This is a genomic window from Shewanella khirikhana (genome assembly GCF_003957745.1).
GTDB lineage: Bacteria > Pseudomonadota > Gammaproteobacteria > Enterobacterales > Shewanellaceae > Shewanella > Shewanella khirikhana.
In genome coordinates, this window is sequence record NZ_CP020373.1 from 3,620,305 (window position 1) to 3,632,342 (window position 12,038).

General features: G+C 54.5%; 7 protein-coding genes and 4 tRNA genes. 7 read left to right on the forward strand and 4 right to left on the reverse strand.

Going from position 1 to position 12,038, the window contains the following annotated elements:
- Positions 1–79 precede the first annotated feature (79 nt).
- Genes STH12_RS15815 through STH12_RS15840 form a run of 6 tightly spaced genes read left to right on the forward strand, consistent with a single transcriptional unit; the run spans position 80 to position 8,323 of the window.
- Positions 80–2,251, forward strand: coding sequence for a type I secretion system permease/ATPase (locus STH12_RS15815; protein WP_126168436.1), 2,172 nt, complete (start codon positions 80–82; stop codon positions 2,249–2,251).
- Positions 2,248–3,630 (forward strand): HlyD family type I secretion periplasmic adaptor subunit, encoded by a 1,383-nt coding sequence (locus STH12_RS15820; protein ID WP_126168437.1) that lies wholly within the window; start codon positions 2,248–2,250, stop codon positions 3,628–3,630. Before STH12_RS15815 ends, STH12_RS15820 begins: the two co-directional genes overlap by 4 nt.
- A gap of 29 nt (positions 3,631–3,659) precedes the next feature.
- On the forward strand, positions 3,660–5,069 hold the full coding sequence (locus STH12_RS15825; protein WP_126168438.1) for a TolC family outer membrane protein: 1,410 nt from the start codon (positions 3,660–3,662) through the stop codon (positions 5,067–5,069).
- Positions 5,066–5,671: an OmpA family protein gene (locus STH12_RS15830; protein WP_126168439.1), complete on the forward strand. Its 606-nt coding sequence runs from the start codon at positions 5,066–5,068 to the stop codon at positions 5,669–5,671. Before STH12_RS15825 ends, STH12_RS15830 begins: the two co-directional genes overlap by 4 nt.
- Before the next feature lie 17 nt (positions 5,672–5,688).
- Positions 5,689–6,396 carry a transglutaminase-like cysteine peptidase gene (locus STH12_RS15835; protein ID WP_126168440.1) on the forward strand — a complete coding sequence of 236 codons (708 nt, stop codon included), beginning with the start codon at positions 5,689–5,691 and terminating at the stop codon, positions 6,394–6,396.
- A 7-nt stretch (positions 6,397–6,403) separates the two neighbouring features.
- Positions 6,404–8,323: a bifunctional diguanylate cyclase/phosphodiesterase gene (locus tag STH12_RS15840; protein WP_126168441.1), complete on the forward strand. Its 1,920-nt coding sequence runs from the start codon at positions 6,404–6,406 to the stop codon at positions 8,321–8,323.
- A gap of 385 nt (positions 8,324–8,708) precedes the next feature.
- On the opposite strand, the gene STH12_RS15845 is transcribed toward STH12_RS15840, so the two are convergent.
- From STH12_RS15845 to STH12_RS15860, 4 genes are all read right to left on the reverse strand, one after another.
- Positions 8,709–8,785 (reverse strand) — tRNA-Pro (locus STH12_RS15845).
- A gap of 71 nt (positions 8,786–8,856) precedes the next feature.
- A tRNA-Pro gene (locus STH12_RS15850) sits at positions 8,857–8,933 on the reverse strand.
- A 24-nt stretch (positions 8,934–8,957) separates the two neighbouring features.
- Positions 8,958–9,033 (reverse strand) — tRNA-His (locus tag STH12_RS15855).
- Between the two features lie 35 nt (positions 9,034–9,068).
- Positions 9,069–9,145: transfer RNA gene (locus STH12_RS15860), tRNA-Arg, on the reverse strand.
- A 217-nt stretch (positions 9,146–9,362) separates the two neighbouring features.
- Between STH12_RS15860 and STH12_RS15865 the strand changes: the two genes are divergently transcribed.
- Positions 9,363–11,972 (forward strand): bifunctional diguanylate cyclase/phosphodiesterase, encoded by a 2,610-nt coding sequence (locus STH12_RS15865; RefSeq protein WP_126168442.1) that lies wholly within the window; start codon positions 9,363–9,365, stop codon positions 11,970–11,972.
- Positions 11,973–12,038: the final 66 nt, after the last annotated feature.

Consider the following 12,038-nt stretch of genomic DNA (forward strand, 5'->3'; position numbering starts at 1 on the left):
CATGCCGGACTATAGCAATATGGTCCGGCATGGCTATACTGGCCCTAAGGTTATAAAAATAATAAGGTAAATTTAAAAGGTGTCTTCATCTGCTACCGGAAGCGAAGAGCAATGGACTATCGCTGCTTCCACGCGGGTTACCGTCGATCCTTTATTGGATAGTCTGGTGCTCCTCACCGAATATTTTGGCTCCCCCTGCTCCAGTGAATCTCTGGCGGCAGGTTTGCCCCTTTCCGAAGCTGTGCTGACGCCGGATTTGGTTCCACAGGCCGCCTCCAGAGCAGGGCTCAATGCCCGCCTTACCCGCAAAGGGCTCGATCAGGTGTCGCCGATCATGATGCCCTGCATCCTGCTGCTGAAAGACAAAAAAGCCTGCTTACTTCGAGAGCTCACTGAAGATAAAGCCGTTATTCAGCTTCCCGAGACCGGTGGCGAAGAAACACTGGCCATCGAGCAACTCGAAACCCTGTATGTGGGTTATCTGTTTCTGGTCAAACAGCAATATCGCGGTGATATGCGTTTTGATGTGCATCATCACGACAATAAAACGCACTGGCTACTCAAGACCTTAAGAGACGCGGCACCCATTTACCGTGATGCGCTGATAGCCTCGGTACTGGTTAACCTGTTTGCGCTGGTATCACCTTTGTTCATTATGAACGTCTACGATAAGGTGGTGCCCAACCTCGCATTCGAGTCCCTGTGGGTACTCGCCATCGGTGCCGGCATTGCTTATATTTTCGATTTGGTGATGCGGCAACTACGCAGTTACCTTATTGATGTTGCCGGTAAAAAAGTAGATATCATTGTTTCCTCCCAGCTATTCGCCAAGGCGGTCGGCATTCCGCTGTCGAAGCGCTCTCCCAGCGTTGGCGGTATGGCTAAGCAACTCGGTGAATTCGACAGTATTCGCGACATTCTCACTTCAGCGACCATTACTACCCTGGTGGATTTACCTTTCGCGCTGTTTTTCCTGATCATTATTTACATCGTATCCGGCGACCTTGCGCTACTGCCGTTACTGGGTGGCGCGGTGATTATCGGTTACACCTTGTATATACAACCCAGGCTCAAGGCGGCTATCGACGAAAGTAATAAATTTGCCAGCCTGAAACACGGCCACCTGATTGAAAGTCTGGCGGCGCTTGAGTCCATTAAGGCCTACGGCGCCGAAGGGCTGGTGCAAAAAAGCTGGCAACAGATGATTGGCCATACGGCCAACTGGCAGCTGAAAGCGAAAAAGCTATCTAACTCAGTGAGTAACGTCGCCAGCTTTATGGTGCAGCTCACAGTGGTATTCGTGGTGATCCTTGGGGTATACCGGGTGGCCGACAATGCCATTTCCATGGGTGGAATTATTGCCGCGGTAATGCTTTCGAGCCGTGCCATGTCACCCATGGCGCAGTTAGCCGGACTGTTAACCCGGGCCAACCACACGGCAAGCGCCCTGCGTCAGCTGGATCAAATCATGACCCAGGAAGACGAGTTTGAAAACAAGGGCCACCTGGTCAGCAAAACCCGTCTGCTGGGCAAAATCGAAGCTGACCATGTGAGCTTCTGTTATCCGGGCTCCGAAAAGCCCGTGCTGCACCCCACCTCACTGAACATCCAGCCGGGTGAGAAAGTCGCCATCATCGGCCGTAATGGTTCGGGTAAAAGTACCCTCGCCAAACTGTTGTGTGGTCTGTACAAGCCCACCAAGGGCAGCCTGAGATACGACGGCATCGACAGCGCACAAATTCACCCCAGCGACCTGAGACGCAACTTCGGCTACCTGCCCCAGGACGTAGTGCTGTTCCACGGTTCGATTCGCGACAATATTCTCTTTGGCACCCGCCAGGTGTCTGAACATCAGCTGATCCGCGCCGTACAGATTTCCGGTGTGAGCCTGTTTACCAACCTCGAGTCCGAAGGTTTGGATCAGCAGGTTGGTGAAGGTGGCCAGGCACTGTCACGAGGTCAGCGGCAAACGGTAGCGCTGGCCAGGGCGACCCTGAACGACCCGCCAATTTTGCTGATGGATGAGCCCACCGCCAGTCTCGATGCCCGCGCCGAAAAACAGTTTATCCGCGCCATGGAGCATGTGAGCAAAGACAGAACTCTGCTTATCATCACCCACAAAATGCACCTGCTGAAGCTGGTTGACCGGGTGATAGTGCTCGACCGCGGCCACGTGCTGGCCGATGGTCCCAAGAATGAAGTGCTGGAAAAACTCAGTCTTGGCCTGCTTGCGGGAGGTGCCAAAGCATGAGTAAGCATCTGACAACCCGTGATTTGGAAATGGTCGATGACGTTTATGGCGCCATGATGACCGACGCCCCGACCAGCCATCGTCTGACCATTTGGGCGCTCTCTGCGCTGATTGTTTCATTCCTCATATGGGCATTTTTCGCCAAGCTCGATCAGGTCACTGTAGGCTCAGGCAAGGTTATCCCATCGTCCCAGGTGCAGGTGATTCAAAGCCTCGATGGCGGCGTGTTGCAAGAACTCTTTGTGCGTGAGGGCAACCTGGTGACCAAAGGGCAGCCGCTGGCGCGCATCGATGACACTCGTTTTCGCTCCGACTTCGCCCAGCAGGAAGAAGAGGTTTACAGCCTGCAGGCAAATGTTGCTCGCATGAGGGCCGAGCTGAACAGCATTACCGTGTCCGACATGGCCTCAGACTGGCGCGAGCAGGTGCGTATCGCCAAAGAACAGCTGGTGTTCCCCAACGATCTGCGCGCCCAAAAGCCGGATCTGGTGGCTCACCAGCAAGCCGAATACAACGGTCGTCTGGACAATCTGGAAAACCAGCTCGAAATTCTTGCGCGCCAAATTCAGCAGCGCCAGCAGGAAAGCGAAGAGCTCACCACCAAGATTGCCACCATGACCACCAGTTTCCAGCTCATCAGCCGCGAACTGGAACTCACCCGGCCTCTGGCGCAAAAAGGCATTGTGCCTGAAGTGGAACTGCTCAAACTCGAGCGGACCGTTAACGATTTACAGGGCGAACTCAAGGCCTTGCGCTCAATGCGCCCTAAAATCAAAGCTTCGCTGGACGAGGCTATCCTTAAGCGACGCGAAGCGGTATTCGTGTTCGCCGCCGATACCCGCGCCCAGCTCAACGAAATGCAGACCCGACTCGCCCGTATGAGCGAGGCCCAGGTGGGGGCCCAGGATAAGGTCAGCAAAGCGGTGATTAATTCACCGGTAAACGGCACAATAAAAACCCTACATATCAATACCCTCGGCGGTGTGGTGCAGCCTGGGGTCGATATTATGGAAATTGTTCCGTCTGAAGATCAGCTGTTGATCGAAGCCAAAATTACCCCCAAAGACATCGCCTTCCTGCATATAGGTCTGCCCGCTGTTGTTAAGGTGACCGCCTACGACTTTACCCGTTACGGCGGCCTTAAAGGCACGGTAGAGCATATCAGTGCCGACACGACCCTGGATGAAGAAGGCAATAGTTTTTATCTGATACGCGTCAGGACCGAAGAGTCCAGCTTAGTTAAAGACGATGGCACGGAGATGCCAATTATCCCCGGCATGCTCACATCCGTTGATGTGATTACCGGGCAAAGATCCATTCTTGAGTACTTACTAAATCCAATTCTAAGAGCCAAAGATACCGCACTAAGGGAAAGATAAGGCTCTGACTAAACCGGGAGGGTTTAACCATGTTAAAAACACGCTTGCATCAGCTACGCCTTGGCGTACTGGCGGCCGCCTTGGGGGGCATGATGTTGCCTCTGTCGGCGTCAGCCATGACGCTGGAACAGGCGGTGGCGCACACCCTGGACAGCAATCCAGAACTGCGCGCTGCTTTCAACCGCTTCAAGGCCCGCGAAGAGCAGGTCAATCAGGCGATTGCCGGCTATATGCCCACGGTGGATCTCACCGGTGGCTATGGTTGGGAGCAAACCGACAGCCCATCTACCCGTCGCCGCTTTGGCCGCGACAATGGTGACTTTGAACTCGAGCGCGGCGAAGCGGGCATCAGTATCCGCCAGATGCTGTTCGACGGTTTCTACACCTCCAGCGAAGTCGACCGCTTAAGCTTTGAAGCCAGCGCCGATCAGTGGGCCCTGTTTGCCGCCGCCGAGGACATGGCGCTGGATGTGACCAAGGTGTACATCAACTACATCCGCACTGAGCAGGTGATGAACCTGGCCGAAAAGAACCTGGCGACCCATAAGGAAATTTACGATCAGATCAAGCAGCGCACCGACTCAGGTCTGGGCTCGATTGCGGATCTGTCGCAAATCACCGGTCGTCTGGCCCGCGCCAACGCCAACCTGATCTCCGCCCGCAACAACTTCTTTGATGCCAAGGCCCAGTTCAGCCGCGTGGTCGACAAGGCCCCGGATGACATGATTGTGCCCGTGCCCGATGCCGACATGCTGCCAACCGATTTGGCAACCAGCATGACGCTGGCCCAGGACAACCACCCGGTACTCAAATCCGCTGCCGCCGACATTGAAGCGGCCCAGAACGAGCGCTCTTCAGCGCAGTCCGGCTACTACCCCAAGGTCACCCTGGAGCTGGACGGTAACTGGAACAACAACCTCGATGGCGAAGACGGCGTATCCGGCTCAGGCGCATTTCGCAGCGACGTAGGCGGTTACAGCAACGATCTGGTTGCCATGGTGCGGGTTCGTTACAACCTGTTTGCCGGCGGTAAAGATCTGGCCCGCGAAAAAGAAGCGGCCTACAAAATCGGCGAAGCCAAAGAAATCCGTCAGCGCGCTTACCGCGAAGTGGTGGAAGGGGTGAACCTGGCCTGGAACGCCTATGAAATGCTGACGCCGCAGAAAGACTATATCCGCGATCACGTCAAAGCCGCCAAGGACACCCAGGTGGCCTACACCCAACAGTTCAACCTCGGCCAGCGCACCCTGCTCGACTTGCTGGATACCGAAAACGAACTGTTTGAAGCCCGCAAAGACTACCTGCAGGCCGAGTACGACGAAATCGTGGCCAAGTACCGGGTGCTGAACGCCACCGGTCGTCTGCTGGATTCTCTGAAGGTAACCCGCCCGACAGTTTGGCAGGGAGAGCGTGAATATGAAGGGGGAGTAACAAAATGAGAACCACACTACTGATCCTGGCCCTGCTGAGCCTGGGCGCGTGCTCGATGCGCGACACCGTGAGCATGGACGGCAGCACCGAGCAGGTGTTCGACCTGAACGATCCGGACCGTGACGGCGTTATTGAAGCCCGTGAGCGCTGCGCCGGTACCGTTAATGGCGCCGCCATCGACAACTACGGCTGTGGTCAAATCAAGGCCATCAACGAGCGCCGCGAACTGAAAATCCTGTTCCCGAACGACTCAAGCTACCTGGCTCCGCAGTACTACGGCCAAATTGAGGAACTGGCAGGCTTTATGCGCCAATTCCCTAACACCGCCGTGACCATTGAAGGTCACTGCAGCCGCACCGGTGGTTACGACTACAACATGGACCTGTCCCAGCGCCGCGCCAACGCGGTTACCGAAGTGCTGGTGCAGCAATACGGTATCGAACCCGGCCGCCTCAAGGCTATCGGCTTTGGTTACAACAACCCTGTTGACCCAAGCGATTCGCCTGAGGCACACGACAAAAACCGTCGTGTAATCGCTGAGATTGTTGGTGACGACACTACTGCCGACATGAAGTGGAACATATATACTGTTGATCAAGAAGTGAAATAGTGTACTGACCTCAAACCATGACAGGCAGACATGAGATAACCAAAAGCGTATTAAAGGTCTGCCGACATGGCGTGTTGGCAACGGCCCTGCTGGGGATTTGTCTGTTCGCGCAGTCAAGTGCCCAGCTGGACCGTAACAAGATTGTCTCCACCCTGGAGAACAAATACGGCGCTCGCGCCGGCAAACGGGCCAATGCCTGGTTTCAGGTAGTGGACTCGGCTCAGGGACTGAGCGAAAAAGAAAAGTTGGCGAAGGTGAATACCTTCTTTAATCTGTTTACCTTCGTTGACGATATCAGGTTATGGGGCGAATCGAACTACTGGGCCACGCCCATGGAGTTTATCGGTGTTGCCGGCGGCGATTGTGAGGACTTCTCCATCGCCAAATATTTTACCCTGTTGCAGCTCGGCATTCCGGACGAGAAGCTCAGGATCACCATGGTTAAAGCAACCTCGGTCAACCAGTACCACATGGTGCTGGCGTATTACGAAACACCGGGCTCGGTACCTCTGGTACTGGACAACCTGGACAAGGCCATCAAACCGGCCACGCAACGACGGGACCTGCTGCCAGTTTACAGCTTTAACGGTAAACAACTGTGGTTAAACAAAGAAAAGGGACGGGGTGAGCTCGCGGGGTCGTCCTCGCGGCTGGAGAAATGGTCCGATTTAACCCGAAGACTGGGGGTTGAACGGCTCAGACAACCCAAGATGAGATTGGAGTAACTACCGCATGACACTGTTTCGACAGCTGTACTCGCTATTGTTTGGTTTGTTTCTGTTGGTGATAACCAGCCTGGCCTATGTGCAGTTCACAGAGACCAAGAGCTTTTTGACCAACCAAATGGAATCTGACCTCAATAACGTCAGCAACTCATTGGGCCTGCTGCTGGTTCCTGCGTTGGAAACCGGCGACATTGCCACCGCCGAAACCCTGATTAATGTGATTTTTGAAGGCGGTTACTACCAACAGGTCAAGCTGACCTGGCTTGTGGATGGCAAGCAGCAAGAATGGAATAACTCACTGAAAATTAAGGGTGTGCCAGAGTGGTTCATCAACCTTGGTATTTTCGGCACCATCAAAAAAGAAAGCACCATTACCTCTGGCTGGTTGCAACTGGCACAACTTGAAATTACTGCGCACCCGGGCTTTGGCTACCACGAGCTGTGGCGGATCCTCACCAATACCATCATCGTATTCTCAATCCTGTTTTTGGTGACCATTTTCCTCGCCCGCTTTGGCCTGGGCTGGATCCTCAAGCCACTGCATGTGGTGTCCGAGCACGCCAAGAGCATTGCCAATCGCCAATTTGGGCCTGAACTGGCCATTCCCAAAACCCTTGAACTCAAGGAAGTGGTGATTGCGTTCAACAGCATGTCTGCCCAGCTCAAACAAATCTTCAGCTCACTGGATGAAGAAGTCACCGCACTTCGCAAAAAGAATCTGGTGGATCAGGTCTCCAACCTGCCAAACCGCCAATATCTGGTGGGCCGCCTGAACAGCTGGCTGTCAGAACCTGGCAGCGGCGCCCTGTTTATGGCCAAGTTTGACTGGCTGGAAGAAGTACACGCCAAGTACGGCTATCAGGTACGTGACGAAACCATCAAGCTGTTGTCTGAAAAACTGCAAAGTCAGCTCGGCGAAATCGCCCCTGGCGTGGTGGCCCGCATTGCGGCATTCGAATTTGCCTTCCTGGTGTTCGATGTCGACAAAGAGCAAATCAGCAAATACCTGCAAACCCTTATTCGCACTGTGAATCAGGAAATCTCCAAAGCAGGTGGTAAGCCGAATGAGCAGTTTGCCATTGGTATTGCCGAGCGCATCGGCTCCATGACAGTGTCAGATATGCTGGCGCAGTCGGACAACGCGCTGCAAAGCGCCATCAAGTCCGGCAAGGTCTACCATTGGTTTGAGTCCAACGAAGAGCAGCTGTTCACCCGCGAGCAGTGGCGCGAGAAGCTCTCCAGCGCCATCAACGCCAAGCTGTTCAAGTTCCGCTGGCAGCCTATCCAACTCAGCGACGGCGCAGGCTTGCTGCAACGGGAACTCTACTGTCAGCTGGAAATTGGTGACAAGCTGGCCCATGCCGGGCAGTTTATGCCATACGTCGAACTGCTGTCGCTGGGCGCCTTGCTGGACAAATGCCTTATCCAGAAGGTGCACGATATCCACCTGCTGGAGCGTAACTTCGAGCCGCTGGCTATCAACCTGACCCATCAGAGTTTGACCGATCCTGAATTCCACCAGTGGCTGCAGCAGTTCCTGCGCGCAACTCCGCTGGCGGAGCGCCTGTGCTTCGACATTCCTGAATCCGGCGTCTACAGCAATCCAGAGGCATGTGAAGCCCTGTGTGCCATTATCCGCGATAATGGTGCCAAGTTTGGTATCGACCACTTTGGCCGTCAGTTTGGCTCAATGTCGTACCTGCAGACCCTGCGCCCAAGTTATGTGAAGTTGGATCAATCCTTCGCCTACTATGACGAAAACCAGCACAATGCCGAGCTGTGCCGCGCGCTGGTCAACGTGGCCCGCGGTTTGGAAATCCAGGTGATTGTCACAGGTATTCAGGAAAAGCCGCAGCTGGAGCGCTTTGTTCCACTGAAGACCACAGCGTATCAAGGCTTTATCGCCCCGCCGGTGGCCGTGGACTAAGCCAGACTTCAGATACACTAAAGGGTGCCTTGAGCACCCTTTCTTTTTGCCGCAAAGGCAATTGATGCGCCTCGTAAGGCATGCCTGCAAGGATCACAGGCCAATACTCACAAGTCACTCAACAGGCTCTCGCCAAAGCCCTTAAAAGGCGTCTGCAGGCCTTTGAGTAAGCTTTAACGCTACCGCCAGCTAAAGCAGCAGGTTTGATGAGGTTTGCAGGCAGCGGGGCCATTATCTTGATTGCAGCGAGCTCAATGCAGCAAGTCGGCCACAAGCAACCAAAACGAATTAAAACCAAAGAATAAATACGGACAGCGGAATAACAATAGCGATGTGAAACGCGGAAAAGCAGACAGTAAAATCAGCAAGGATAAAGCGAAGAAAGTGGTCGGTGATAGAGGATTCGAACCTCTGACCCTCTGCTCCCAAAGCAGATGCGCTACCAGACTGCGCTAATCACCGACATGTTTGAGCATGCGATTGCCAGAAATAAAAAAAATGCCGGGTGGCATTCAAACTGGACTTTTCAGAAGTGGTCGGTGATAGAGGATTCGAACCTCTGACCCTCTGCTCCCAAAGCAGATGCGCTACCAGACTGCGCTAATCACCGACGTTTTTTACCTTCTGAAGGAAGTGGGGTGACTGATGGGGCTCGAACCCACGACAACCGGAATCACAATCCGGGACTCTACCAACTGAGCTACAGTCACCACTGAATTTCCTTTGCTGACACTGTCGAACCAACTGGCGCACCCAGAAGGATTCGAACCCTCGGCCTCACCCTCCGGAGGGGTGCGCTCTATCCAACTGAGCTATGGGTGCCCTGCCGTGTCAGCGCCGCATATAGTAGGAGGTATTTGTCCCTGAGTCCAGAGCATAAAATGGTTTTTTTATTCGTTTGCTCAAGTTTTGACAAAAAGCCCCTACCCTATGCGCAAAAAACGTTCTAAGAATTCACTTTATGGCGTTCCCGTTCAAGGGTATGCTGTTCTCTTGGGTCAATTTCCCGTCAAATAACAAAAAAATTACGGCGAGCGATATGCAAAGGGATTCTGGATTTACGGATGAAACCAATCCCCCATCCGGGGACGACATTAGCCGTCTGCTCAAGCGGGTCGATCGATTACGACGCCTGGCAGGCAAATACAAACGGGCCGAAGTGGTCCGCGATGCCCTGTTGCAGATCACCCATATCGCCACCGAAGTCAGCTCCCCTGAAGATTTTTACGCCGGGGTGCATACCCACCTTAAGTCGCTCATCGCCGCCGACAACTTTTTTATCGCCACCTATAATCATCGCACCGAGCATCTGGAAATTCCCTTCTTTGCCGATGAAAAGGATCCGCACCCATCACTCATGTATCCGGATGAGGACCTGCATCAAATCCTGATGCGCGGCATTACCGGCTATGTGTTTCGTCAGGGCGAAACCGCGCTCTGTGGCCAGGCCGACTTTGAACGGCTGGAAGCCAGCGGCGATATCGTCAGCCTAGGCAGTGCCAGCCATCAGTGGCTGGGGGTGCCAATTCGCTATCAGGATCGCACCACAGGGGTGTTGGTGGTACAAACCTATAATCCTGAGGTGAATTACGGTCTTACCGAAATTGAGCTGATGGAGTTTATCAGCCACCATATTTCCGGTGTGATGGAGCGGCTTAGACACCACGAACAACTCGAACAATCCATCGAACAGCGCACCCGCGAGCTTAGCGAGGCCTACGATAAGCTCAAGCTGGAAGTGTACGAACGCCGCCGTGCCGAACGCTTGCAAAAATCCCTGTTTGAAATCGCCGAACTGTCGGCCACCGGGCTTGAGCATCCCGACTTTTACGCCCGGCTGCACAGCATCCTGAGCCACCTTATTCCGGCAAGTAATTGTTATATCGCCCTGATAGAAAAAGAAGCGCAGGCGCTGAGTTTTCCGTTTTATGTCTCTCAGCTCGGTACCGAAGCCCCCAAACGCAGGCCGCTGACCGATGGCCTGACCGAATATCTGCTCAGTCGCCGCAGGCCACTGCTGCTGGACCAGAGTGCCATTCGGGCCCTGGTCGCCCGCGGTGAGGTATATGCTCAAACGCCAGAGCTCAACAACACCCAAAAGATGCACCAATGGATTGGGGTGCCGCTGTTTATTGGCGATGAGGTGAAAGGCGCGCTGACCATTTACAGCCTGAGCATGAGTCAGAACTATCAAATTCGCGATCTCGAACTGCTGACTTTCGTCTCCCAACACATTGGCACCGCCATCGAGCGCAAACAGCATGCCGAATTTTTGAAAAAGAGCTACGAGCAGCTGGAAGAAAAGGTCGCCGAGCGCACCCGCGCACTGGCCGAACTCAATGGCGAGTTGGAGCAGGAAATCCTGCGTCGCCGCGAAGTCGAGCAACAGCTTATCCACGATGCCAAGCATGATGCGCTGACCGGCCTGCCCAACCGCAGCATGTTTACCGAACGTTTGGCCCAGGCCGTGCGCCATGTGCGCCGTCACGGCCGCGATCAATTCGCCCTGCTGTTTATCGACCTCGACCGCTTCAAACAGATTAACGACACCCTCGGCCACCTGGAAGGCGACCGCTTCCTGATTGAAACCGCCAGGCGCCTTGCCTCCTGCATCCGGGAAAACGACACCCTGGGTCGTCTGGGCGGTGATGAATTCGTTGTGCTGCTGGATGATATCAACAGCCCAAGAGACGCCGAAGAAGTGGCCGAGCGTATTCTCACGCAGCTGTCTGAACCATTCCAGCTCGGCGACAGCCTGTTCCAGTCGGGGGCAAGTATTGGCGTGGCCGTCAGTGGCCGCAGCTATCAGGATACCGCCGAGTCTATCCTCAGAGACGCCGACTGCGCCATGTATCAGGCCAAAGCCCGGGGCAAGGGCTGTTATGTGATGTTTGATACCAAGCGCCGTGAAGCCCACGACAAAGAGCGCCAGGATGAAGCCCTGCTGAGGGATGCGCTGGCTCAGGATGCCCTGTATCTCAGAGCCTTGCCGGTAATCACCATGGATGGCAACACGCCCGTGGCCCACCGCATTACCCTCGCCTGGCAGCACCCTTCCCAGGGGGAACTCTATGCCGGGCCGCTCATTGAGCTTGCTGAGCGCTCCAACCTCAGCATGGAGCTGGATATATATCTGCTAAAGGCGCTGTCTCAGCCGCTGCCGGGCTGGCTGACCAGTACCGAGCTGCATCTATGCCTGTCGAGCGCTCATCTAAAACACAAGCATGCACTCAGAAAACTGAAAAACCTGCTGAAAGACGTCAGAATGCATGCAGCCAATATCTGGGTGTTCTTTGACGAAGCCGCCCTGGTACAGGACAGCCAAAGCCATATTGCCGGGTTTGATATGCTGGGTAAGCTTGAGGTGAATTTCGGACTCTCGGGCTATGGCAACGGCTTCAGCTCACTGAAATCACTGACCTTAATGCCAATTCAGGCATTGCGGTTGGCAGAAGCTCAGGGTGAGGCTGGTTCAGAAAAGGTACGCTTTTTAACGGCATCTGCGGTGGCAGCCATGTCACTGGGGCTCAGGGTCATCGCCTCAGGCAGCGAGCCACTAAGTACCCGCAATGCGCTGGCGCAGGCCGGTGTGCCGCTTATCCAGCAGTTGACGGCCTGCGAAGTGATTGCGCAGCAGGAATACGCTTAAGCCTATCGGCTTCAAGCGGCAATCTTCTTAAAAATGGCGGGAGAAAAGGACGGCATTCAGCTTTGC

Bases quoted from the DNA above. Each gene is read 5' to 3' on its own strand.
- STH12_RS15830 (WP_126168439.1), top strand. From the start codon at position 5,066: ATGAGAACCACACTACTGATCCTGGCCCTGCTGAGCCTGGGCGCGTGC.
- STH12_RS15835 (WP_126168440.1), top strand. From the start codon at position 5,689: ATGACAGGCAGACATGAGATAACCAAAAGCGTATTAAAGGTCTGCCGA.
- STH12_RS15840 (WP_126168441.1), top strand. From the start codon at position 6,404: ATGACACTGTTTCGACAGCTGTACTCGCTATTGTTTGGTTTGTTTCTG.
- STH12_RS15825 (WP_126168438.1), top strand. From the start codon at position 3,660: ATGTTAAAAACACGCTTGCATCAGCTACGCCTTGGCGTACTGGCGGCC.
- STH12_RS15820 (WP_126168437.1), top strand. From the start codon at position 2,248: ATGAGTAAGCATCTGACAACCCGTGATTTGGAAATGGTCGATGACGTT.
- STH12_RS15865 (WP_126168442.1), top strand. From the start codon at position 9,363: ATGCAAAGGGATTCTGGATTTACGGATGAAACCAATCCCCCATCCGGG.